Source organism: Hymenobacter algoricola (assembly GCF_039539525.1).
Taxonomy (GTDB): domain Bacteria; phylum Bacteroidota; class Bacteroidia; order Cytophagales; family Hymenobacteraceae; genus Hymenobacter; species Hymenobacter algoricola.
The window spans coordinates 33,403-57,551 of the sequence record NZ_BAABDH010000022.1 but is presented as its reverse complement, the minus strand read 5'-3'; the positions used below and the strand labels follow the sequence as shown (position 1 = coordinate 57,551).

The following is a 24,149-nucleotide window of genomic DNA, read 5'->3' as shown; positions in this document are numbered from 1 at the left end:
AAACAGGTACTGCCGCCGGCTATTTCACCGCCAGGTCCAGGATCTTCTCGCCCTCAATGTAGCCCGTGAGCTGGTCGCCGATCCGGACGGGCCCCACGCCGCTGGGCGTGCCGGTGAAGATCAGGTCCCCCATTTTCAGGGTGAAGAAGCGCGACACGTAGCTGATGATGGCCGCGAAGGGGTGGAGCATCAGCCCCGAGTTGCCGCGCTGCCGTACTTCCCCGTTTACTGCGAGGTGGAAGTTGATGTCGGCCAGGTCGGCGAAGTCGGCCACGGGCCGGAAGGTAGCGCCCAGGGGCGCGGAGCCGTCGAAGCCCTTGGCCAGCTCCCAGGGCAGGCCCTTGCCTTTGAGCTGGCTTTGCAGGTCGCGGGCCGTGAAGTCGATGCCCAGGCCGATGGCGTCGAAGTAGGTGGGGGCAAACTTCTCGTCGATGTTCTTGCCGTTCTTGCTTACGCGCAGCACCAGCTCAATCTCGTGGTGGATGTCCTGGGAGAAGTCGGGGTAGAAGAAGGGCTGGTTGCGCTGGAGCAGGGCCGTATCGGGCTTCAAAAAGATGACGGGTGCGTCGGGTGTTTCGTTCTGGAGCTCGGCAATATGGTCGGCGTAGTTGCGGCCGATGCAGATTATTTTCATGGAGGAAAGGCAAGGAGGAACGGGTATCGGTCAAAAATAGCGCTAATTCCCGGCCCCGAAAAACCCGGAATGCTGCCTACGTAGCCGCTGCGCTTCCCGTTGGAGGCCGGCCCCAAACATTTTACCCGCCGCCCGACGTATAGCTCCCATTGCCCCGCGCTGCCCGCCGGCCGTTTTTTCCACCCCGCGCCCCCCTGACTATGCTCACCTGCAAACAGCTTGTTCTCTGCGCCGGCCTGCTCGCCGCCGCCGGCTGCACCACCGTCCCGATTACGGGCCGCCGCCAGCTCAGCCTGGTATCGGATGCCGAAGTCATCAGCCTGGCCCAGCAGCAGTACGCCGAAGTGCTCCGAACCAGCCCGCGCTCAACCAATGCCGAGCAAACGGCCCTGGTCAAGCGCGTGGGGCAGCGGATCCAGCAGGCCGTGGAATCGTACTTCAGCTCCCAGAATGCCCAGGCCCAGCTGGCCGGCTACCAGTGGGAGTACAACCTGCTGGAGGACAAGCAGGAAAATGCCTGGTGCATGCCCGGCGGCAAAGTCGCCGTGTACACCGGCATTCTGCCCACCACCCAGGACGAGAATGGCCTGGCGGTGGTCATGGCCCACGAAATTGCCCACGCCGTAGCCAAGCACGGCTCCGAGCGGCTCAGCCAGGGCCTGGTGCAGCAGTACGGCGGCCAAGCCCTGTCGGCGGCGCTGGCCAGCAATGCCCCCGGCACCCAGCAGCTGGCGTTGCAGGCGTTCGGGGTTGGCTCGTCGGTAGGCCTGCTCAAGTACGGCCGCAGCCAGGAAACGGAAGCCGACCATCTGGGGCTTATCTTTATGGCCCTGGCCGGCTACGACCCCAACGGGGCCATTGCCTTCTGGCAGCGCATGGACGCCCGCGGCGGACAGGCGTCGCCGCCCGAATTTCTTTCCACTCACCCCTCCAACGGCACCCGCATTGCGGATATTCAGCGCGAGCTGCCCGAGGCCCAGAAGTATTATAAGCCCCGCTAACCCCGGGGTTCCGCCCGATCCTGATGAACATACCCTCCCGTTCCTTCCTGCTGCTCGCCTTTTCCGCCGCCGCCCTGCTGTCGGCCTGCGAAACCACCAAGCCCAAGCGCGCGGGCTTCCCCGAAATGAGTGAGCCGGTGACGGAGGGTGACGAAACCCGCCGCCGCCAGCTGGAAGGCTCCACCAAGCAGGTAGCCCGGGTGGCTGAGGGCAAAGTGGAGTACCTGATTCCCCGCGCCCAGCTGGCGTCGGCCTTCATCCGCGAGTTTAAGGACGGCACCGTGGTCGACAAGACCATGATCCGCAAGGTGCAGGAAAGCGCCAAGGACAAACCTATCTATTACCTGGTGGGTCTGGGCCTGCGCGACGGAATGTTCCGCTCGATGGCCATTCCGCTGGAAACCTCCAGCGACAAGAGCCTCTACCTGAACTCCAAGGCCGAGCGCTACATCATCACCAGCGTGGGCTGCAACTTCTGCTACTTCTCGTTCGAGAAAAACCGCATTGTGGGCACCACCTGCGAAGACAACAGCGGCGGCAGCCGCTGCGACCTGGTGGTGGAGGAAACCAACGGCATCTTCCGCAAATGAGCCGCCAATGGATTCTGCGCCTGAGCCTGACGGCCCTGGCCCTGCTGGTGGTGGCAGACCGGCGCCGGCCCAAGCCGCCGGTGCCGCCCAGGCCGGACGAGAAATAAAAAAGGCCGGCTGCGTGAGTAGCGGGCCTTTTTTTTGGTAGAACGAGGTAGAGCCGTCAGTAGGCGCCTCTACACCACGGCCGCAATAAACCCCACAATCCGGCCCGCCAGAAAGTCCGGGTTGACGCGCTCCAGCGGGTGGGGCGTGTTCATGATGGTTTCGCAGGTGGCATAGGGCAGGGAGGCGGCAAACTGCGCCGAGGCGTCGACGCCGGCCGTCTTGTCCAGCTCGCCCACCAGCACCTGCACCGGAATGCGGATATCGGCCAGGCTTGCGGCCGTCAGGGGCGGGTCGTTGGCCAGCTGCCGGAGCATGGCCGCCGTGGCTTCCACCACCGCGGACCAGGGCGTGGGCGCGTGGGTCCGTTCCAGCTGCTCGCCGAACTGCGGCACCTTTTCCTGAATCTTGGCCGGGTCCAGCAGCCGGGTTTCCGCTGCCACCATTGCCGGGCTCCAGTCGAACTTGGTGCCCAGCGCGGTAATGGACTTGATGGTGCCCGGCACCAGCAGCGCACTCAGCAAAGCCGCGTAGCCGCCCATGCTGTAGCCGAATACGTGCACTGCCGGCAGCTGCTGCTGGCTGATATACTGCTGGACTTCCCGGGCAAAGCCCAGCATGGTAAACTCGTCGGCTACCAGCGGCCGGCCGCCGTGCCCGCTGAACGAAAACGTGTGGACCTGGCAGTACTGGGCTAGGTCGCGGGCCAGGGGCTGCAGCTGCTTGGCTGAGCCCAGCGCGCCGTGCAGTAGGAGCAGGTGGGGCTTCATCGGGTTATTTCCTCGGCTAGGTGATTCAGGTCGAGGCCGTCGAACGTGCCCGAGGTCATCATCAGCAGATTGGCGTTCGGCCAGCTTTGCTCGTGCAGGAAGTCGGCCAGGGCTTTGCTGTCGGTGAATACCTTGAGGTCGGGGCGCTGGAAGGCGGCCTGTACGGCTTCGGGCGGCAGCGGGGGCAGGCGCTTGTGCTCCAGCACGTGGGGGTTGAAGTAGACCACGGCCACGTCGGGCGCGTCGAAGGTGTGGGCGTACTGGGGCAGAAAGGCCGGGTTCAGGCTGCTGAAGGTGTGCAGCTCCAGGCAGGCCACCAGCCGCCGCTTCGGGTACTGCTTCTTGAAGGCCGTGGCCGTGGCCTTGAGCTTGCTCGGGGCGTGGGCAAAGTCCTTGTAGACCACCGAGCCTTCGCCTTCGCGCACCAGCTCCAGCCGCCGGGCCGCCCCCTTGAACGTGGCCAGCGCCTCGTAGAAGTCCCTGCCCTTGATGCCCAGCTGCTTGCACACTTCCTTGGCGGCCGAGATGTTGCGCAGGTTATGGTCGCCAAACACCTGAATCGGCACTTCCTCGTCCTTTTTGGTGATGAGGGCCGTCTTGCCGTTTTTCACCACGTGCTCGTGGGGGCCGTAGCCGATGTAGGTCACTTCGGGGTTGGAGGGCACGGTCACCAGCTGCACCTGCTCGTCGTTCTGGTCATAAATCAGCACCCCGGCCTTGGGCGTCAGCTCGGCGAAGAGGCGGAACTGCTCGCGGTAGTCGTCCTCGGTCGGAAACACGTTGATATGGTCCCAGCTGATGCCCGAAATCAGGCCGATATGGTGCTGGTAGAGGTGAAACTTGGGTCGCCGGTCAATCGGGGAGGCCAGGTACTCGTCGCCCTCGATGATGATAATGGGCGCGTCCTCGGTGAGCTGCACCATCAGATCGAAGCCTTCGAGCTGGGCGCCCACGGCGTAGTCGAACTTGCGCTTGTGGTAGCGCAGCACGTGCAGAATCAGCGACGTAATGCTGGTCTTGCCGTGGGAGCCGCCGATGACCACGCGCTGCTTGTCTTTCGACGCCTCGTAGATAAACTCGGGAAACGAGTAGATCCGCAGCCCCAGCGCCTGGGCCCGCAGCAGCTCGGGGTTGTCGGCGCGGGCGTGCATGCCCACGATGACGGCGTCCAGCTCGGCGGTGACTTTCTCCGGGAACCAGCCTTCCTGGGCCGGCAGCAAACCCGCGGCGGCCAGGCGGCTTTTGGCGGGCTCAAATATTTCGTCGTCGGAGCCGGTGACCTGGGCGCCGCGGCGGTGCAGGGCCAGGGCCAGGTTGTGCATGATGCTGCCGCCGGTGGCAATCAGGTGCAGGCGGTTCAGGGAAGCGGGCGTAGCGGGCATTCGGGAAAACTAAAGCGGGGCGGAGAAGCTTAACGGGGAGCCAAAGGTAGCAAACGGCCCGCGCCGGCCGCCGCCGGGCCGCCATTGCCCGGCCGGCCCCGGACAATGTATCGAAAAGAAAGAGTTTTTGCCCACCCCACATTCTGCGGCCCAGCCGTTAGCTTTGTGCCCCTTTTGGGTTAGATTTGCTGAGCACACGATGAACGACCAGATGGATGACCGCTTAAAACTTTCGGCCTCGCGGGCCAAAGCCGCCTGGAACAGCCGCCCCGCGCAAGCCGGGCCGGGTGGGCCGGCCGGCAAGCTGCCCCCGCAGGCCCTGGAGCTGGAAGCGGCCGTCCTCGGGGCCCTGATGCTGGAGAAGGACGCGCTGACCACGGTTATCGACATCCTCAAGCCCCAGAGCTTCTACAAGGAAGGCCACACGCGCATCTTCAAGGCCATCCTGAACCTGTTCGACAAGTCGGAGCCGATTGACATCCTGACCGTCACGCACGAGCTGCGGGAGATGGGCGAGCTGGAAACCGCCGGCGGGGCCCACTACGTGGCCAACCTCACCTTCAAGGTGAACTCGGCGGCCAACATCGAGTACCACGCCCGCATCATCACCGAAAACGCCATCAAGCGGGAGCTGATCAACATTGCCAGCACCATCCAGCGCGACGCCTTCGAGGACACCACCGACGTATTTAACCTGCTCGACAAGACCGAGCAGGACCTGTTCGAAGTCTCGGAATCCAACATCCGCAAGAACTTCGACGACATGCGCAGCCTGATGGGCAAGGCCATCAAGGAGCTCGAGGAAAAGAAAAACCAGAAAGACGGCCTCACCGGCGTGCCCTCGGGCTTCACGGCCCTGGACCGCGTGACCTCGGGCTGGCAACCATCGGACCTGGTGATTATTGCGGCTAGGCCCGGGATGGGCAAAACCGCTTTCGTGGTGTCGGCCATGCGCAACGCGGCGGTGGAGTTCAAGAAGCCGGTGGCTATTTTCTCGCTGGAAATGTCCTCGCTGCAGCTGGTGAATCGTCTGATTTCGGCCGAGGCCGAGCTGGACTCCGAGAAAATCAAGAAGGGCAACCTGGCCGACTACGAGTGGGCCCAGCTCAACCACAAGATTTCCGCCCTGTCGTCGGCCCCGATCTACATCGACGACACGCCGGGCCTGAGCATCCGGGAGCTGCGCACCAAGTGCCGCCGGCTGAAGGCCCACCACGACATCCAGATGATCATCATCGACTACCTGCAGCTGATGACGGGCAACACCGATGGCAAGGGTGCCGGCAACCGGGAGCAGGAAATTGCCTCGATTTCGCGGGCCCTGAAGGGCATTGCCAAGGAGCTGAACGTGCCCGTGCTGGCCCTGTCGCAGCTCTCGCGCTCGGTGGAAACCCGCGGCGGCGACAAGAAGCCCCAGCTCAGTGACCTGCGCGAATCGGGCTCCATCGAGCAGGACGCCGACATGGTCATCTTCCTCTACCGCCCCGAGTACTACAAAATCACGGAGGACGAAATGGGCAACCCCACCCAGGGCACCGGTGAGGTTATCATTGCCAAGCACCGGAACGGCTCTTTGGAAACCGTGCAGCTCAAGTTTATCGGCAAATTCACCAAGTTTGCCGACCTCGACGGCGGCGGCTTCGGCCTGGACGCCGAGTACAACACCGGCGCCTTCCCGGCCAGCACCTTCGACGAGCAGAGCGGCTTTACGCCCGGCACCATCCGGCTGGGCAGCAAGATCAACGAGGGCGGGGCCGGCCCCTCGCCCTTCCCCAAGAGCAACTTCGGTAACGACGACCCGCCGTTTTAGGGCTTGCCCCGGCTCCGTGGTAAAAGCAGCAAAAGCACTGGCCCCAAGCCGGTGCTTTTGGCTTTAGAGGCTCACCCCGGCGGCCAGGCTATGAATCGTACCCAAATTCCGGCAGCTTTGCAGACGGAAAGCGGGCTCATCCATTAAGGCCGCGCTGGTTTATTGATTTTATTCACTTGTTTACATGAAGAAACTATACTTCGTACTGCTCTTACTGAGCGGATTAGCGCAGACGGCTCAAGGACAGTGGCAGGCGGCGTATCCGCTGGGAATTTCGGCCAGCGGCGTCTACTTCACCTCCGACCAGGCGGGCTACGTCGTCGGGGAGCAGGGCGGGCGGGGCGTCATCGTCAAAACCGCGGACTCGGGCCTGAGCTGGAGTAAGCTGCCGCTGCCGGCCAATACCTCCAGCTCCCGGATGCGGTCAGTGTGGTTTACGGCCGCCGATACGGGCTACGTACTCCAGGACTACGGCCTGCTGAAAACCCAGAACGCGGGCGTTTCCTGGACCCTGATGACCAGTGGCTTTCCCAACCAGGACCAGGCCACGGGGCTGCAGTTTACCTCGGCCCGCACGGGCTATCTGAACTGCCTGAACGGGCCCGTGTACAAAACCACCGATGCGGGGCAGACCTGGCAGGATACCCACGTACCGGCCGGCGGCTCGGGCAGCTCGTATCCTACTGTCACCCAGCTCGTGTTTCCCTCCGCCCGGGTGGGCTACCTGATTGTCGGATTTGAGCTGTTCAAAACCAGTGATGCCGGCGCCTCCTGGCAGCTGCTGCCCGGCCTGGCGGGCCGGCGCTACCGCACCATCATGTTCCGCACGGCCACCGAAGGCTACGTTAACGTCGACTTCGGCGGCACCTACCGCACCCTGGACGGCGGCGCGACCTGGACGCCCCTGGCGGGCGCCTGGGATTCGGCCGACTGCATGTACTTCACCGACAGCCAGCGCGGGGTGTTCCTGACCAGCTACTCCACCATCAGCCAGACCATCGATGGGGGAGCTACGGCCCCGCGGGTTTACCACTCCAACTACACCTTCTCCTGGACGGGCGTACACTTTCCCACCGCCCAGTTTGGCTGCGGCGTGGGCGGCGACGGCGCCATCGTCATCACCCGGGACGGGGGCCGGACCTGGCGGATGCACAACCCGAGCTCGACCAACCTGCGCACCAACTACGCCATGTTTTTTGGCCGCAACGGCGAAGGCCTCATCGGCGGCGAGGCCGCCGGCCTGTGGCGCACCTCCGACTACGGCCAGCGCTGGGTGGTGGATGAGCAGACCCTGCCGGCCTACCGGAACATCTACGGCCTGCACTTCGCCGACCCCGACACGGGCCTGGTGGTGACGACCAACAACGGCTTCTACATGACCTACGACGGAGGCAAAAGCTTCCGGACGGCCACGCCCCGGTCCGGCGCTTTCGTGGGCCACCGGTCGGCCACGGACTACCTGCTGCTCAGCAGCAAGGTGATTTTCACCACTGGCAGTTCGGTGTCGGGCCCGGCCCGGCTGGCCAAGTCCACCAACGGCGGGCAGAGCTGGAGCTACTACGGCCCCGGCTTCCAGAACCGCCTGGCCTCGCTCGACTTCCCGACGCCTCAGGTAGGCTACGCCTGCGGGGCCGTGGGCAAGATCGTGCGCACCACCAACGGCGGCAGCAGCTGGCAGGAAGTGGATGCACCGGTCAACAACGATCTGCTTAAAATCAAGTTCCGCACGCCCACCTTCGGGCTGGCCGTGGGCACCTACGGCGGCATTGTGCGCACCACCGACGGGGGCACGACCTGGACCAGCGTTGCCAGCGGCCTGAATTTCTCTTTGATTGACCTTCACTTCGTGTCCGACTCGGTGGCCTACGTGGGCAGCTCGGTAGGCGACCTGGCCCGCACCGACAATGGGGGGCGGACCTGGAAAGTGATTACTACCGTGGCTGAGCGGCTGCCGGGCGTGCGCAAGTATTATTTCCGCGACGCCACCACCGTGCTGGCCCTGACCGACTACTCCGTCTACCGCCGTGACCTGACGGACCGCACCATCCTGAGCACCTCGGTGGGGGCGGCGCCCCGGGGCGCCGCCCTGGAGCTGTACCCCAACCCCGCGTCCAAAACGGTGACGGTGCAGTATCCGGCCGGCTTCGTGCCGGTGAGCCTGCGGGTTTATGACGGGCAGGGCCGCCTGGTGCTGGAGCCGCGCCGGGGCGGGCCGCTGCACGCGCTGAGCGTGGCAGAGTTGCCCGCGGGCCTGTACGTGCTTCGGGCTGAAAGCAGCCAGCACCTCAGCCTTACCCACCGGTTTATCAAGCAGTAATATCCGCCATGAAAAAACTACTGCTACCTTATCTGCTGGCCGGCGGCCTGCTGGCGCTGACAACGGCCTGCGAAAAAGACCGCCCCACGCCCCAGAACCCGCCCGCCCCGGCCCCGACGGCAACGCTAACCCTGGTTCGCGGCGACCAGCAAACCTCGACCTACGGTGCCAGCCTGCCCGACAGCCTGGTGCTGAAAGTGACTCCGGCCGCCGCCAAGGCGGCTCAGGACTACGTGGTGACTTTCAAGATGCGCGTGGGCAACGGCTCGGTGGAGGCGGCGCCCAGCGGCCTGGCCCAGTCGAATACCCTGCTCGTGGACCGCAAAGGCCTGGCCCGCACCCGGTGGAGCCTGGGCTGCAATGCCCAGCAGCAGAAAGTAACCTTTTACCTGTTGGCCCCCGGCTGCCAGGGCCCCGGCTGCCTGCCGCTCGATTCGGTGAGCGTTACGGCCACGGCCCAGAAGCCTACGGGCTGGAGCCGGGCCTGCGGCCCCAGCCCCTCGCGGGGGCCGGCAGCGGAGTTCTGCAACTGTGCAGGCGGGCTGTACGCCCTGTTCGGGGGGCTGCCCTACACCTCCACCGACGAAGGGGTAAACTGGCGGCCACTGACGGCGCCCGTGCCCAACGAGGATGTGCAGTTTCTCAAGTGCAACTCGGCTGGTACGCTCTACGCGCTGCTGCGCAACAGCGGCGTGTACACCTCCACCAACAAGGGCGCCACCTGGACGGCCATCAACAACGGCATCCTCGACCACCGCTACCCTATCGGCCTGCAGGTGGAGGACAATGCCGTTTTCGTCAGCTTCTACTTCGACGGGCTCTATCGGACCACCACCAACGGCGGCTTCTGGCGCAAGCTGCTGCTCGACGGCAAGTACTATGAGCAGTACAGCTTCCTGACCCGGCACCCGAATGGCAGCCTCTACGTGTTCGATAAGTGGAGTGCGCTGTTCAAATCAACCGACAACGGGGACAACTGGCAGAAGCAGACCACGTCCTCCCAGTACATTGGCAGCCCGGCCTACGACATGGCCGTCGATAATGCGGGCAACCTGGTGGTGGCCTCCAGCTACGACGGCTACGTGGCCACCTTGTCGCCGGTCACCCTCACGGGCAGCGTAACTTCCTTTTACACTCCCCAAACCCACTCGACCTGCCAGGTTGACCAGCTGACGCCGTACCAGAACAAGATGTACTTCCTGGTGCGGGGCAACCTTACGCCGGGCGTTTACGCCGGCACACCCGGCAACTACGCGCTGGCCAGCACCGGCTTCACCAAGCCTATCAACTGCTTCCACATCCGCCCCGACGGTACCCTGCTCGTGTCGTCGTCCGACGGCCTGTATTACTTCGCCCGCTAGCTTTCAGGAACTAACAAGCACTAAGCCCTTCTGCAGTTGTGCGGAAGGGCTTAGTGCTTGTGGGCTTATGAGGGGCTAGCGAAGCGCGTCCAACGCCTTCCTGAGCCGCGGCAGGGCGGCCTCAATGGACTGCAGCGAAGCTCCCCCCACCGACATGCGGAACCAGGTGGAGGTATCGGACGTGCCAAAGGCGCCGAAGGGCACCAGGGCCAGCTTCGCCGCCGACAGCAGGTAGAACGTGATATCCTTGTTGGTGTGCAGCACCTGCCCGGCCGGGGTCGTTTTGCCGAGCACGTTCAGCTGGGCCGTGAGGTAGATGGCCCCCATCGGCACCATGGCATCGACGGGGTAGCCCGCATTTTTCAGCTCCTGCAGGCCGTGGTACAGTGCGTTCAGGCTTTGCTGCACCTTGATCTTGAAGTCGTCGAGGAAGTCATCCACGGCGGCCGTCTGGGGCAGAAAGGCGGCGGTGGCTACCTGCTCGGCTTTCGGGGCCCAGGCGCCCACGTGGCCCAGGATGGACTTCATCTTGTCGATGACGCCCGCCGGGCCGAAGGCGTAGCCCACCCGCACGCCGGTGGCGGCAAAGCACTTGGAGATGCCGTCGATGTAGACCACGTAGTCGCGCAGCTCGGGGCGCAGGTTTACCGGGTCGTAGTGCCGGGTTTCGCCGAAGGTGAGCATCCAGTAAATCTGGTCGTACATGATGTAGAGCGGCTTCTCATCGGCCGCGCGGCTCTGGTTTTCGGCAATGACCAGGTCGCAGATCTGCTCGAGGTCTTCCCGGGAAAACACGGTGCCGGTCGGGTTCAGCGGCGAGCAGAGCGCCAGCAGCGTGGCGCCCTTCAGGTGGGGCGCTACCTCGGCGGCGGTGGGCATGAAGTTGTTCTCGGCCCGGGTTTCCACCAGCACCGCTTCGGCGCCCGCCAGGTGGCAGTAGTGGTTGTTGTTCCAGGACGGTATCGGGAACACCACTTTGTCGCCGGGGTCGACCAGGGCCAGGTAGGTGGCGTAAATGAGGGGGCGGGAGCCGCCGGCCACCAGAATGTCGTTGGGCGAGTAGGTGAGGCCCAGCCGCTCGGTGGTGAACCGGGCCACGGCATTGCGCAGCTCGGCCACGCCGTTGGCGGGCGGGTAGTTGGTCTGGTGGTCGTGGTAGGCCGCCGTGATGCCGGTGGCCAGCTCCGCCGGAATCGGGAAGATGGCGGGGGCAAAGTCGCCGATGGTGAGGTTGCAGATCTGCTCCCCCTTTTTGATCATCTCGTTGACCTCGTTGCCGATTTTGATAATCTCGGAGCCAATCAGGCTACCCGCCATTCTGGAGACTTGCATAGGTCGCGTCGGTTTTTGCCCAAATATAGGATGGCTAGCGGTGGACGCGCCCCGGCGGCAAAAAAATCAAGCTGCCTAAAAAGCGCCGCCGCGGCCGGGGCGCGGCCGCCGGCCGGCCGGGTTGAAATCAGGTCCGCATGATGGCGCCCTGGTTGGCAAAAATCAGTAGCTTGCCGGACGAATATTGTTTTAAAACTATAAAATCGGGTATGAAAAAGCTGCTACTGCTGGCTGGTTGCTTGCTGCCGGCTTTGGCCCAGGCGCAAAGCGAAGCTACTCCCGCCGCCCGGCCCTGGAGTGTCGGACTAGGTCTGACGTCGATGTCGGGCTACTACATCGGAGCCAACACGTCCGTCGACGGCATCCGGTTTGCGCCCACCCTGCACGCCACCTACGACCTGAGCCCGCGCGTAGCCCTGCGCGGCAGCGTGGCGTATCAGCGCAGCAGGCAGGATCGGGAAGAGAGCAGCGCGGGCCAGCAGTTTGTGCAGCACAAAGTGGTGCACAGCACGGTGGTGCCGCTGCAGCTGCAGGTAGCCCTGAACCCGGCGCAAAAGTTTCGGGCGGCCCTGCTCGGCGGCCTCACGCTGCGCTACTCCGATATCAACGACCGGCAGACCTACTACTACAGCAGCGGCCTGCCCAGCACCTCTTCCCAGGATCAGGTCGAGCAGCGCCTCGATGTGTTTCTGGCCGGCGGCCTGGGCTGCCGCTACCAGGCTACGCCGCGGTGGTCGGCCCTGGCCGATGGCACGGTGGGCCTGCGGCTGGGGAGTAAAACCGTGTACTACGAACTGCTGCCCAGTGCCATGCTCCTGGTCGGGGTCGGGTACAGCCTGGGCCGGCCCGAGTAGCGTTAGCGGCGAGGCAGGGCGGTTGAGCTGCCGCCGGCCGGGCGAAAGTCAGGTGGTGACCAGCTGCCTGATACCCGGTTCAGCCCACCGCCGGCGGCTACGCTGCCGTACAGCGTAGCCGTGCTGCCTTTCGGCACTGTCATCCGCTCCAGGGCGCTGGCCTCGGGCGTCACGGCCGTGTTGCCGGCCACCCGTTCCCCGTCAGCTCCCGAGTGATGTGGCCCGGCCCGCTAAGGTGCCGCAGCGGGCTGCCGTCCGTGGCCGTATTCACGCCCATGCCCGACTTCTTCAACCTCATTGAGCTGTTTTCCAGGGGCTGGCCTGGGGCGCTGGTGAGCTTGCCGTGAGGGTGTGGGAAGCAGTTTGGACCCAGCTGTGGGCAGCAAACAGCAAAACCAGGAGTACCGCAAGCGGGGCGGCGGGGATCATTCAGACTGCTTACCTCCCAGTACAATGCAAGCCCTGTTTAGCCCTTGTTTGGAATAGTGCGCGCATAGAATCGGAAGTAATTCTGCCGGCCGGGTACCTGGCGCTGCGGCTGGCTGTGGGGACCGACAGTCGGAGCAGGACGTAAAGGGGAAAAAGTAAGCTGAAAAAGTGAAGCCGGGCTTTAACTTAAACCCCGCCTCTGCGTATTCTGAAAAGCACTTTTTGCGCCCTCCGTACCCGGCTCTGCCTTTATAGCGGGCCGCTCCGATCCTGTTGCTTCCCCCGAGGCCCGGCTGCTTGCCACACCAGCAGCCGGGTTTTTTAGTCCCTCACTTCCAACTCACCTTGTCCTTATGCCCGAAAACCCGACTTCCTCCTCCGGGGCCGCTATTCTCGCGCCCCTGCCGCCGACCAGCACCATTACGCTGCGGATAAACGGCGAGCAGAAACAGCTGCACCTGGCGCCCTGGACCACCCTGCTCGACGCCCTGCGTGAGCACCTCGACCTGACCGGCACCAAAAAGGGCTGCGACCATGGGCAGTGCGGGGCCTGCACGGTTCTCGTCGATGGCAGGCGTATCAACTCCTGCCTGACGCTGGCCGTCATGCAGGAAGGCGCCGACATCACCACCATCGAAGGGCTGGGCACCGAAGACAACCTGAGCCCGCTGCAGCAGGCCTTCATCGACCACGACGCCTTCCAGTGCGGCTACTGCACGCCGGGCCAGATCTGCTCGGCTCAGGGCCTGCTCAACGAGGGCAAGGCCAGAACGGCCGCCGAAATCAAGGAGCTGATGAGCGGCAACCTCTGCCGCTGCGGCGCCTACACCAACATTCTGTCGGCCGTGCAGGAAGTGCTGGATAGCCAGAACCGAGAGCTGAGAGGCTAGAACGGAGAAGCGCGAAACCCCAGGGTTCCGTCATTCCTACCTGCCTCGAAGCTCTAAAATCCAACTTCTCAGCTCTAAGAAATGAACAGTTTCACCTATACCCGCGCCACGGCCGTCGACACGGCAGTGCGCGAAAAATCGGCTTCCGACCAGGTTAAATTCATTGCGGGCGGCACCAACCTGCTCGATTTGATGAAGGAAAACGTGGAGCGGCCCACCCGGCTGATCGACATCAACCACCTGCCGCTCACCAAAATTGACGCCTTGCCCGACGGCGGCCTGCGCCTCGGCGCGCTGACTACCAACGCCGATACGGCCTGGCACGAGGAGGTGGAGCGGCGGTATCCGCTGCTGAGCCAGGCGATTCTGGCCGGGGCCTCGCCCCAGCTGCGCAACATGGCTACCAATGGCGGCAACCTGTTGCAGCGCACCCGCTGCTACTATTTCTACGACGTGGCCACGCCCTGCAACAAGCGGGAACCCGGCTCGGGCTGTTCGGCCATCGGCGGCTACAACCGCATTCTGGGCATTCTGGGCACCAGCGAGTCGTGCATTGCCACGCATCCGTCGGATATGTGCGTGGCCCTGGCCGCGCTGGCCGCCACGGTGCGCGTGACGGGCAAAAGCGGGGAGCGGACCATTCCGTTTGCTGACTTCCACCGCCTGCCCGGCGACACGCCCCAGTTCGACAACACGCTCCAGCCCGACGAAATCGTGACGGCCATCGACCTGCCGGCCGAGGACTTTAGTAAGAACTTCAGCTACCTGAAGCTGCGCGACCGGTCCAGCTACGCTTTTGCGCTGGTATCGGTGGCGGCCGCCCTACAGCTGGACGGCAATACGATTAAGGAAGCCCGCTTGGCGCTGGGCGGTGTGGCCCACAAGCCCTGGCGCGACCCGGCCGCCGAAGAAATGCTCAAAGGCCAGCCGGCTACCGAGGACACTTTCCGCCGGGTGGCTGCCAAAGTAGTGGAGGGTGCCAGAGGCTACGGCCACAACACGTTCAAAATTGAATTGGCCAAGCGCGCCATCGTACGCGCCCTGAAGCAGGCTGCCGAGGGTATGCCCGTAACTGAAGCCTTCCAGAACTCTAATCCGTAAGCCAGATGAACGATACCAACTATATCGGCAAGGCCACGAGCCGCGTCGACGGCCCGGCCAAGGTAACCGGCGCCGCCAAGTACGCCGCCGAGTTCAACGTACCCAACCTGGCCTACGGCTACGTGGTGAGCAGCCCCATTGCCAAGGGCAAAATCACGAAGATAGACGCGGCCGAAGTGCTGGCGCTGCCGGGCGTACTGCAGGTTTTCTCCCACGAAAACGTGCCCACGCTGGCCCTACTAGACCGTAGCTACAAGGACGACATCGCGCCCGGCGGCTCCCCGTTCCGGCCCCTGCACAGCGCCGAGGTCAAGTTCAGCCAGCAGCCCGTGGCGCTGGTGGTGGCCGACACGTTTGAGCTGGCCCGCTATGCCGCCTCGATTCTGAAGATCGAGTACGAGCAGGCCGGGCACGAAACCGACATCGAAACCAAGCGCACCCAGGGCTTTGAGCCCGGTACCGGCAAAACCGGCTTCGTGCCGCCGCCCCCGCCCCGGGGCCAGGCCGACCAGGAGTTCGAGCGTGCCACCCACCGCGTCGACCAGGAGTACGTGCACGGCACCCAGCACCACAACCCGATGGAAATGTTTGCCTCCACCGTGGAGTACCACGAGGGCGGCAAGCTGACCGTGTACGACAAAACCCAGGGCGCCCCCAACAGCCAGCGCTACATCCGTCAGATCTTTGGGCTGAGCAAGGACGAGGCCCGGGTTATCTCCCGGTACACCGGCGGCGGCTTCGGCTCGGGGCTGCGGCCCCAGTACCAGCTGTTTATGGCCGTGCTGGCGGCGCTGGAACTGAGACACTCCGTGCGGGTGAGCCTCACGCGCCAGCAGATGTTCAGCATCGGTCACCGCCCCCACACGCTGCAAACCGTGAAGCTGGGTACCAACCCCGACGGCTCGCTGGCTTCCCTGCACCACCACGCTCTGCACGAAACCTCGCGCTTTGAGGACTACACCGAAAACGTGGTGAACTGGTCGGGCATGCTCTACCAGTGCGCCAACGTGAAGCTGGGCTACCAGCTGGCCAAGCTCGACGTGTACTCGCCCCAGGACATGCGCGCCCCCGGCGCCGCCACCGGCTCCATTGCCCTCGAAATTGCCATGGATGAGCTGGCCTACGCCGCCGGCCTCGACCCGCTGGAGCTGCGCCTGCGCAGCTACGCCGACCGCGACCAGAACCTCGACAAGCCGTTTTCGAGCAAGAAGCTGCGGGAGTGCTACCACGAGGGCGCGGCCAAGTTTGGCTGGGAGAAGCGCAACCCCGCGCCCCGCGCCACCCGCCGCGGCAACATGCTCGTGGGCTGGGGCATGGCCAGCGGCGTCTGGGATGCCAGCCAGCAGAAGGCCGCCGCGAAAGTCTCGCTCTCGGCCGACGGCAAGCTGACGGTGCAGAGCGCCACCAACGAAATCGGTACCGGCACCTACACCATTATGACGCAGGTGGCGGCCGAGTACCTGGGCCTGCCCCTGGAGGCCGTCGATTTCCAGCTCGGCGACACCAACTTCCCTCCCGCCCCCGTGCAGGGCGGCTCCTGGACCGCCGCCTCGGTAGGCACGGCCGTGAAGGAAGCCTGCGAGGCTCTGGGCGAAAAGCTGCTTAAGCTGGCCCAGAAGATGGAAGGCTCGCCGCTGGCCGACGCCAAGTTTGAGGACGTGGAGTTCGTGAACGGCCAGCTGCGCCTGCGCCTCGACCACAACCAGGCCGTCGTCATCCGCGACATTGTGCAGGCCAGCGGGGAAACCAAGCTGGAAGCCGACGCCACCGCCGCGCCGGACCTGGCCAAGCAGAAGCAGTACTCGCTGCACGCCCACAACGCGGTATTTGTGGAAGTGGAGGTAGATGAGGACCTGGGCACCGTGCACGTCACCCGGGTGGTGAATGCCGTGGCCGCCGGCCGCATCATGAACCCCAAAACTGCCCGCTCCCAGGTGCTGGGCTCGGTGGTGTGGGGCATCAGCGCGGCGCTGATGGAGGAAACCGTGATGGACCATAAGTTCGGCCGCTACGTGAACCACAACTACGCCGAGTACCACATTCCCGTCAACGCCGACATCCACGACATCGACGTGGTATTCGTGGAGGAGGAAGACGACATCGTGAATCCGCTGGGGGTGAAAGGCATTGGCGAGGTCGGCATGCTGGGCGTGGCCGCCGCCGTGGCCAACGCCATCTTCCACGCCACCGGCAAGCGCGTGCGGGAGCTGCCGATTATGCTCGATAAGCTGCTGTAAAGGATAGCTGCTGATAATCAAAAGCCCCGGAACCGGCAGGTTTCGGGGCTTTGCTATGGGCGGGCAGTGTGGCCGGCCGCCGCTTGCCGGGGCTCAGATTGACCGGGCCCGGGGCATCAGAGCTTCTGGCAAATTATCACAACGAATGAGCAGTGGCGCCCTGGTGCTGTGCCACTACGCCGGCCGTGGTGGGCCGCCGCCAGTCATTCCGGGCCGCCACTGCAGCATTCCGCCCCGGCCGCCCCCGCCACAGGGCCCACAGCCCCAACGCCGGCCCCACCGCCAATGGCAGAAACAGCAGCTGCGGGCCAAGCCGGGGCGCCAGCCAGCCCGTGAGCTGAATGCTGACAATGGTCAGGGCGAAGCCCAGGCAGTTGACGATGGTGAGCGAGGTGCCGCGGGCGGCTTCCGGGGCGTGGCGGGCTACCAGGGTGGAAAACAGCGGCGAATCGGCTACCACCACCAGGCCCCAGAAAAACAGGAACCCCAGCAGCAGCGCCGGCGAATTGCCGCCCAGCACCAGGGGCGACGCCAGGCAGCACAGCCCCGACAGCGCCAGCGCCCCCGCCGCCACCGCGCGGGCCGGTACCACCTGCGAGAGCAGCCCGCTGCCCACGCAGGCCAGGCTGCCCCCGCCGATGATGCCGAAGGAAAGCAGCGGCACCGACAGGGCCGCGCCGGGGTGGCGGGCGTTGTAGGCCGTCAGCAGTACCGGCACGAAGGCCCAGAAGGTGTACAGCTCCCACATGTGGCCGAAGTAGCCGAAAGCGGCCGCCCGAAACTCCGGCCGGCGAAACCCGGTCAGACAGGCGGTCAAACTCAGGGGTGGCCCGGGGCGGCGGTGGGGGCCGTCGGGGACCAGCAGCCCCAGCGCCAGGCCGCCCAGGGCCGCCAGCGCGGAGGTGGCCAGCGTCACGGTCTGCCAGGGCAGCCGGGCGGCGAGTCCCTTGAGCAAATGCGGAAACGCCGTGCCCAGCACCAGCGCCCCCACCAGCCACCCCAGCGACCGGCCCAATCCGGCCTGGTAGTAGTCGGAGGCGATTTTCATGCCCACGGGGTAGATGCCGGCCAGGAAAAACCCGGTCAGGAACCGGCAGGCCAGCAGTCCTTCGGTTTCCAGTCCTTCGATCATAACGGCCAGGTTACTGAGCGCGGCCAGTAGGGCACTGACCAAAAATACCCGGGAAGGAGAGAAGCGGTCGGCCACGGCCAGCAGGGCGAAAGCCAGGGTGCCGGCAATGAAGCCCAGCTGTACGGCACTGGTGAGGGCGGCCACGAAGCCGGGGCCCAGGTGAAACCGAGCCGCCATATCGGGGGCTACGGCATTGCCGGCAAACCAGAGCGAGGTGCAGCAGAACTGCGCCCCCACAATGGTGGGTAAAGTGAGTCGCATAGGGTACTGGGTGGGAGCGGGAGCGGGGCGGCAAGGTACCCAAATCCCCGGCCGGGAACGACTACGCACCCGCGACCCTGCGCGGCTACCGCGGGCTGAGGCTGGTTGGAATAAGCGTTGGCAGTCTTTCAACGCCAGGAAGCGCAGGGTCGCGGCGCCAGCTGGTCCGGTGGGGTAGCGGGGCCGGAACAATCGGGCCGTGGGGCGGTAGTTAGGGAGTTCCACCTTTTCAGCACGACCCGTATGAGCAAAGTAGGATTGTTAGTTCGCCTAGAAGCCAAGCCCGGCAAAGAGCAGGCCGTGGCCGATTTTCTGCGCGGCGGCCTCGCCCTGGTGGAGCTGGAGCCCGACACCACCACGTGGTACGGCATTCAGCTGGGACCCTCTACGTTCGGTATCTTCGACACCTTCCCCGACGAGGCCGGCCGCAAGGTCCACCTGGGCGGCCAGGTCGCCGAGGCTCTTTTCGCCCACGCGCCCGAGCTGCTGGCGGCGGAGCCCACCATCGAAATGGTGGATATTCTGGCCTCCAAAGGCGCCTAGTCGCTTCGGCTTTCTGTTGCCGGACCCCGCCCCGTCGCCAGCTGGCGGCGGGGCGGGGTTGTGTTGGAGCAGGGGGGGCGTTGCGTTGGAGCTGAGTTGCACGGCTTAGGGTGTGCGGACAGAAAGTGAAATGGCACTCATGCTCGGCATGACGTTCTTTTCGGTTACCGTCCACGCCCCCAGGAGGAGAAGGATGAGGAGAAAGGCGGACCTGGAATGGAGGGGGCGTCAGGATTTTCCTAAGCTTGCAGCATGAAAGAGCTGCTGCGCCCCGACCTGCCGTTTCGCCTCAACGGCCGCCTCTGGATTGAGGGGCCCGACGACCGGTTTATGGGCATCGGGCGGCTGGAGCTGCTCCAGCACATTCACGCCCTGGGCTCCATCTCCCAGGCGGCCAAGGCTATGGGCATGTCGTATAAGCGGGCCTGGGACCTGGTGAACTCCCTGAACCGGCAGGCCCGACAGCCCCTGGTAGGCACCCAGGCCGGCGGTACCCGCGGGGGCGGGGCCGTCGTCACGGCCGAGGGGCTGGAGTTGATTCGGGAGTTTGAGGCTATGCAGGCCCGGTTTCAGGCGTTTCTGGCGGCGGAAGGTCAGCGCCTGACCCAGTAGACGGAACATCTGGCAGAGTTCTTCGTTATGTTTGTGGAAATATAACGACGGCGCAACTCTGCTTCCGGATTCTATGACTCAACCTCTACGCCGGCGTCGGGGCGCGGCCAGTATAATTGCCGTGCTGGGGCTACTGATTGCCCGCCAGGCCGGCGCCCAGCAAGTGGCTGGTGCGCCCCAAACCAGTATTGCGGCCGACACCGTCCGTAAAAATGTGGCGCTGGGCGAGGTAGTGGTGTCGGCTTCGAAGGGGGAGGAAAGCATTTTGCAGTCGCCGGTGACGGTGGAGAAGCTCACGGCCCGGGACCTGCGCCTCACGCCGGCCCCCTCGTTTTTCGACGCCATCGAGCACGTGAAGGGCGTGCAGCTGCTTACGCCCAGCCTGGGCTTCAAGGTGATAAACGCCCGCGGCTTCACCAACACCACCAACGTGCGCTTTGCCCAGCTCGTCGACGGCATCGACAACCAGGCGCCCCACATCGGCGCGCCCATCGGCAACGTGCTCGGCCCGGGCGACCTGGATATCAGCACGGTGGAAATCGTGCCGGGCACCGCGGCGGCCCTGTACGGGCTCAACGCCATCAACGGGCTGGCGAATTTCAGCACCCGTAATCCGTTTACGTCCGGGGGGCTGAGCGTACAGCAGAAGACCGGCGTCAACCACCTGCGCGACGCCAGCACCAGGGCGCGGCCGTTTTCCGAAACCAGCCTGCGCTACGCCCGGGTGCTGCTGCCGAAACTGGCCTTCAAGGTGAACGGCACCTACCTGCGCGGCTACGACTGGACGGCTACCGACCAGACCGAGCTCAACCCCGCTGGCAACGCCACCACCGGCCTGCTCGGGGCCGACAACCCGGCCCACGACCCGGTGAACAGCTACGGCAACGAGTCGTCGAACCGCAGCGCGCTGACGCTGGGCGGCAAAAGCTACGCGGTGGCCCGTACCGGCTACGACGAGCAGGACGTGGTGGACTACCGCCTGCAAACCATCAAGGCCGACGCGGCGCTGCACTACAAGGTGGGCGCCCGGGCCGAGCTGGCCTACACCTACCGCGTGGCGGTGCTCGACAATGTGTACCAGCGCGCCAACCGCTTCCGGCTCCAGGACTACCGCCTGCAGCAGCACGCCCTGCAGCTGACCAGTCCGGTGGTGCAGGTGCGGGCCTACGCCACGCGGGAAAACACCGGCAAAAGCTATAACCTGCGCTCCGCGGCCGAGAACCTGGACCGCAGCTACAAGCCGGATGCCGTCTGGAACCAGGACTATACCACGGCCTGGAACGCGGCCACCCAGGCCGGCCAGCCCGTGGCCCAGGCCCACGCCGCCGCCCGCACGGCCGCCGATGCCGGCCGCCTGCAGCCCGGCACGCCCGAATTCGGGCAGCGCCTAAGGGAGCTGCAGAACATCAACAACTGGGACCGGGGCGCGGCCCTGCGGGTGCAGGCCAACCTGCTCCACGCCGAGGGCCAGGTGAACCTCGGGGCGGTGCTGCGGCAGGACGGGCGCCGGGGGCTGCCCGCGGCCGTGGACCTGCTGGCCGGGGCCGACCACCGCACTTACGTCATCGAGCCCGACGGCAACTACTTCATCAACCCGGGGAAGGGCCGCGACCCGCTGGGCGACAACCTGACCTACTCCAAAACCGGGGGCTTCGTGCAGGCCGGCGCCCGCCTGCTCGCCGGCAAGGTCCGGCTTACGGCCACGCTGCGGGCCGACAAGAACGACTACTTCGCCCTGCGCTTCAACCCGCGCCTGACGGCGGGGTACTCGCCCACGCCGCGGCACAACTTCCGGGGGAGCTACCAGCGCGGCTACCGCTTTCCGAGCCTGTTCGAGGGCTTTTCCAACGTCAACAGCGGGCAGGTGAAGCGCATCGGCGGGCTGCGGGTGATGTCGGACGGGGTGTTTGAGAACAGCTACCTGCGCGCCAGCATCGATGCCTTCAACGCGGCCGTGACGGCGGCCGTCAACGCTAATACTTCTTCGGCCCCGGCGGCGCAGAAGCGGCAGCAGGCCATTGCCCAGAGCCAGGGCCTGCTGCGCCGTACCCCCTATACTTACCTGCAGCCCGAGCACATCAGCTCGTGGGAAGTGGGCTACAAGGCCGCGCTGGGGCCGGGCGGGCGGCTGCTGGCCGACGTGGACTTCTACTACAATGCCTACCGCGACTTTATTGCCCAGGTGGAGGCCTCCGTGCCCAAAACCACCAACCCCGACTCGGCCGCCAGCTACCTCAGCAGCCGGGCCACCCAGAGCCGCTACCGGCTCTGGACCAACGCCCGCAGCCGGGTGTACACCTACGGCGGCTCGCTGGGGCTGCGCTACGAGCTGCCCCAGGGCTTTCGGGCCGGGGCCAGCGCGACCTCCGCCCGCCTGGCCCGCACCGAGTCGGGCGACGGGCTGGAGGACGGCTTCAACACCCCGCGCTGGCTCTATACTATGAGTCTGGGCAACGAGGACGCCTACCGGGGCCTGGGCTTCGGGCTCAGCTACCGCTGGCAGCAGCGCTACTACTCCCAGACGTTTCTGGTGAGCGGCTTCGTGCCCGCCTACCGCACCCTCGACGCCCAGCTGAGCTACGCGCTGCCCCGGCCCGACCTGCGCTTCAAGCTGGGGGCCACCAACGTACTCAACCAGTACTACGTGACCTACCTGGGCGGGCCGGCGGTGGGCGGGCTGTACTACCTGAGCGTGACGGTGGCCGTGCCGTAGGCCGGCCGCTGCCGCCAGCGGTCCGGCGGCGCGGGGGCACGGCAAGCCAGGGGTGGGGGCGGACAGGGCAGAAAACCGGCCGGATGTCTGGGTTTCGAGCTACTTTTGTGGTTCCCCTTACCGGCCAGAGCTACTCATCCCACCGTCCTATGATCCTGTTGAAGAAGACCGTTGCCCTGTTCTTGCTGCTGGCGCTGCCCCTGAGCCTGCGGGCCTGGGGCGTGCAGGGCCACCGTGTGGTGGGCCGCATTGCCGAAAACCACCTGACCGACAAGGCCCGCAAGCAGATTGCCCAGCTGCTGGGCTCCGAGCGGCTGCCGCTGGTGACCACCTGGGCCGACGAGGCCCGCTACTCGCCCGACTTCTCCTTTACCGCGCCCTGGCACTTCATCAACACCCCGCTGGGGCTGCCCTTCGCCGAGTACAGCGCCACGGTGACGGCCATGACCCAGCCCAACGCCTACATGGCGCTGCTGCAGAACATGAAGGATATGAAGGACGCCACCAAGACCTACCAGGAGCGGGTAACGGCGCTCAAGTTCGTGGTCCACATCGTGGGCGACGTGCACCAGCCCATGCACGTGAGCCGGGCCGAGGACAAGGGCGGCAACGCCATCAACGTCAAGTTTGAGGGCAAGGACACCAACCTGCACAGCCTCTGGGACAGCGGCCTGATCAACTACGAGGGCATGAGCTACCTGGAGCTGGCCGCCCTGCTCGACCACCCCACCGCCGCCCAGACCACCCAGTGGCAGAAGGACTCGGTGCCGACCTGGCTGTTTGAGTCGTACACCATCAGCCAGCGGCTGTACGCCGAAACCGAGCAGGCGCCGGAGCTCGACTACCGCTACGTGCCCGCCCACCTGCCCACGGTGGAGCAGCGGCTGCTGCAGGCCGGTATCCGGCTGGCCGGGGTGCTGAACAGCGCCTTCAACTAGCGCCGGCCCGGCCGGCGACGCCAAAACGAAGCCCCCGCAGCCTGGCTGCGGGGGCTTCGGACTTAGGAGGAACTTGCACTTTGCCGGGGCCGGCTTCGACGTAGATGGCGGGAAGATGGCTTCAAGGTCTAAGCTCGCGCCGGCAAAGCCCGGAATTGAAGTTGTATCCTGCCGGGATGCTGCCTCCGCTTAGAGGGTGGCTTCCTGGCGGGTCCGGTTGCCGGGCCGGTCGGCGGCCAGGACGGTGATTTTGTCGCCTTCGAGGCTGGCGTTGGTGGCCTGGGCGGTGAAGCGGAAGGTGAAGCCGTCGGGGTCGGGGAGGGCGGCACCTTCCTCCACCAGGGTACCGTCGGGGTTCTGGATGTGGACGCGCACCTCGGTGACGGCGAAGTCGTCGGTGGCCTGGACGGTAATGACGTCGCCCTTCTGGCCGCGGTAGGCGCTGAAATCGACGTTGCGGATGCTGGGGGCATTAAGGTAGTCGGCCACGGACACCACGTAGCTGCTGGTGGTATTGGCGTTGACGCCGGTTTCGTAGGCCGCTTTGGCGGCGGGGTCCTGCTGCACGGCGCGGCCGTAGAAGGCGGCCTGCTGGAAGCGCAGGCGCTGGGCCAGGGCGCCCGCGGTGGGGGCTTTGGCGCTGGGGCGGGGCGCGTCGCCGACGCTGACGGTGCCGTTGGCATGGTGGCGGAACACGAGGCCCGATACTTTCCCGGACAGGCCCTGGGTGAGGGCATTGGTGGCTTTGGCCATGATGATAAGGGGTAAGAAGTGGGAATAGAAAGCCCGGGCCGGTCAGGAGCGCGGGAGCGGGTAGCAATAGGTAACTAGCGGAGATAGAGCGGGGTAAGGGGGAGAATATTAGGGGGAATGAAGGAGATATGCAAGGGGCGGGGGCAGGTTTTTTGGAAGCGGCCCCGGAAAAGGCGGGGGGAAAGCGGGCAGGGGGCCTCACGGCACACAACAGGCGGAGATGCAAGCGTTGCCGGTCAAACGGCGGGCAGAATAGGCCTGGCCCGAGGGTCGACAGGCTTAGGGGGCTACACACTTGGTGGACCGTTATTCTTCCTTGCTTGCTGCCGGGGTTCAGAGGCCGGCGCACCTTGCGGGGTGGGGCTGCCCTGCTCGTTTGCTATC

19 protein-coding genes are annotated in these 24,149 nt (G+C 65.2%); 13 read left to right on the top strand and 6 right to left on the bottom strand.

Going from position 1 to position 24,149, the window contains the following annotated elements; all coding sequences use genetic code 11:
• Positions 1-19: 19 nt before the first annotated feature.
• On the bottom strand, positions 20-634 hold the full coding sequence (locus tag ABD842_RS07590; protein WP_345112265.1) for a fumarylacetoacetate hydrolase family protein: 615 nt from the start codon (positions 632-634) through the stop codon (positions 20-22).
• Between the two features lie 200 nt (positions 635-834).
• On the opposite strand from ABD842_RS07590, the gene ABD842_RS07585 reads away from it, so the two are divergent.
• Positions 835-1,635 carry a M48 family metallopeptidase gene (locus ABD842_RS07585; RefSeq protein WP_345112264.1) on the top strand — a complete coding sequence of 267 codons (801 nt, stop codon included), beginning with the start codon at positions 835-837 and terminating at the stop codon, positions 1,633-1,635.
• Positions 1,636-1,658: 23 nt separating this feature from the next.
• Positions 1,659-2,225 carry a hypothetical protein gene (locus ABD842_RS07580; protein WP_345112262.1) on the top strand — a complete coding sequence of 189 codons (567 nt, stop codon included), beginning with the start codon at positions 1,659-1,661 and terminating at the stop codon, positions 2,223-2,225.
• A 176-nt stretch (positions 2,226-2,401) separates the two neighbouring features.
• Here the strand turns inward: ABD842_RS07580 and ABD842_RS07575 are convergent, their stop codons facing one another.
• Together ABD842_RS07575 and ABD842_RS07570 are read right to left on the bottom strand one after the other, a co-directional pair.
• The gene (locus tag ABD842_RS07575; RefSeq protein ID WP_345112260.1) at positions 2,402-3,100 is read right to left on the bottom strand and encodes an alpha/beta fold hydrolase; all 699 of its coding nucleotides are present in this window, start codon (positions 3,098-3,100) and stop codon (positions 2,402-2,404) included.
• A complete protein-coding gene (locus ABD842_RS07570) occupies positions 3,097-4,482 on the bottom strand; it encodes a UDP-N-acetylmuramate--L-alanine ligase (RefSeq protein ID WP_345112257.1) in 1,386 nt (461 codons plus the stop codon). The genes ABD842_RS07575 and ABD842_RS07570 overlap by 4 nt, the downstream gene beginning before the upstream one ends.
• A gap of 199 nt (positions 4,483-4,681) precedes the next feature.
• Here ABD842_RS07570 and dnaB point away from each other — a divergent pair, with 199 nt between their 5' ends.
• The 3 genes from dnaB to ABD842_RS07555 all read left to right on the top strand — a co-directional run bounded on the left by dnaB (position 4,682) and on the right by ABD842_RS07555 (position 9,970).
• Positions 4,682-6,292: a replicative DNA helicase gene (gene dnaB, locus ABD842_RS07565; protein ID WP_345112254.1), complete on the top strand. Its 1,611-nt coding sequence runs from the start codon at positions 4,682-4,684 to the stop codon at positions 6,290-6,292.
• Between the two features lie 184 nt (positions 6,293-6,476).
• Positions 6,477-8,609 carry a YCF48-related protein gene (locus ABD842_RS07560; protein ID WP_345112251.1) on the top strand — a complete coding sequence of 711 codons (2,133 nt, stop codon included), beginning with the start codon at positions 6,477-6,479 and terminating at the stop codon, positions 8,607-8,609.
• Positions 8,610-8,617: 8 nt separating this feature from the next.
• Positions 8,618-9,970, top strand: coding sequence for a WD40/YVTN/BNR-like repeat-containing protein (locus ABD842_RS07555; RefSeq protein WP_345112248.1), 1,353 nt, complete (start codon positions 8,618-8,620; stop codon positions 9,968-9,970).
• A gap of 75 nt (positions 9,971-10,045) precedes the next feature.
• Here ABD842_RS07555 and ABD842_RS07550 read toward each other — a convergent pair whose 3' ends face one another.
• Positions 10,046-11,302 (bottom strand): pyridoxal phosphate-dependent aminotransferase, encoded by a 1,257-nt coding sequence (locus tag ABD842_RS07550; protein ID WP_345112246.1) that lies wholly within the window; start codon positions 11,300-11,302, stop codon positions 10,046-10,048.
• Between the two features lie 209 nt (positions 11,303-11,511).
• Here ABD842_RS07550 and ABD842_RS07545 point away from each other — a divergent pair, with 209 nt between their 5' ends.
• The 4 genes from ABD842_RS07545 to ABD842_RS07530 all read left to right on the top strand — a co-directional run bounded on the left by ABD842_RS07545 (position 11,512) and on the right by ABD842_RS07530 (position 16,813).
• Positions 11,512-12,156, top strand: a complete 645-nt coding sequence (locus ABD842_RS07545; RefSeq protein WP_345112243.1) for an outer membrane beta-barrel protein — start codon at positions 11,512-11,514, stop codon at positions 12,154-12,156.
• Positions 12,157-12,938: 782 nt separating this feature from the next.
• Complete coding sequence (locus ABD842_RS07540) at positions 12,939-13,475, top strand: (2Fe-2S)-binding protein (protein WP_345112241.1); 537 nt, start codon at positions 12,939-12,941, stop codon at positions 13,473-13,475.
• 81 nt (positions 13,476-13,556) lie between these two features.
• Positions 13,557-14,576, top strand: a complete 1,020-nt coding sequence (locus tag ABD842_RS07535; protein WP_345112239.1) for an FAD binding domain-containing protein — start codon at positions 13,557-13,559, stop codon at positions 14,574-14,576.
• Positions 14,577-14,581: 5 nt separating this feature from the next.
• The gene (locus ABD842_RS07530) at positions 14,582-16,813 is read left to right on the top strand and encodes a xanthine dehydrogenase family protein molybdopterin-binding subunit (RefSeq protein WP_345112236.1); all 2,232 of its coding nucleotides are present in this window, start codon (positions 14,582-14,584) and stop codon (positions 16,811-16,813) included.
• A 136-nt stretch (positions 16,814-16,949) separates the two neighbouring features.
• Here the strand turns inward: ABD842_RS07530 and ABD842_RS07525 are convergent, their stop codons facing one another.
• Positions 16,950-18,206 (bottom strand): MFS transporter, encoded by a 1,257-nt coding sequence (locus tag ABD842_RS07525; RefSeq protein WP_345112234.1) that lies wholly within the window; start codon positions 18,204-18,206, stop codon positions 16,950-16,952.
• A gap of 258 nt (positions 18,207-18,464) precedes the next feature.
• On the opposite strand from ABD842_RS07525, the gene ABD842_RS07520 reads away from it, so the two are divergent.
• From ABD842_RS07520 to ABD842_RS07505, 4 genes are all read left to right on the top strand, one after another.
• Entirely contained in the window at positions 18,465-18,749 is a 285-nt protein-coding gene (locus tag ABD842_RS07520) for a putative quinol monooxygenase (RefSeq protein ID WP_425553160.1), read from the top strand.
• A gap of 252 nt (positions 18,750-19,001) precedes the next feature.
• Positions 19,002-19,361 carry a winged helix-turn-helix domain-containing protein gene (locus ABD842_RS07515; RefSeq protein WP_345112229.1) on the top strand — a complete coding sequence of 120 codons (360 nt, stop codon included), beginning with the start codon at positions 19,002-19,004 and terminating at the stop codon, positions 19,359-19,361.
• A 73-nt stretch (positions 19,362-19,434) separates the two neighbouring features.
• Positions 19,435-22,074, top strand: a complete 2,640-nt coding sequence (locus ABD842_RS07510; RefSeq protein ID WP_345112226.1) for a TonB-dependent receptor — start codon at positions 19,435-19,437, stop codon at positions 22,072-22,074.
• 149 nt (positions 22,075-22,223) lie between these two features.
• Positions 22,224-23,012: a S1/P1 nuclease gene (locus ABD842_RS07505; protein ID WP_345112223.1), complete on the top strand. Its 789-nt coding sequence runs from the start codon at positions 22,224-22,226 to the stop codon at positions 23,010-23,012.
• A gap of 189 nt (positions 23,013-23,201) precedes the next feature.
• Here the strand turns inward: ABD842_RS07505 and ABD842_RS07500 are convergent, their stop codons facing one another.
• Positions 23,202-23,765, bottom strand: coding sequence for a hypothetical protein (locus tag ABD842_RS07500; RefSeq protein WP_345112221.1), 564 nt, complete (start codon positions 23,763-23,765; stop codon positions 23,202-23,204).
• Between the last annotated feature and the right edge of the window lie 384 nt (positions 23,766-24,149).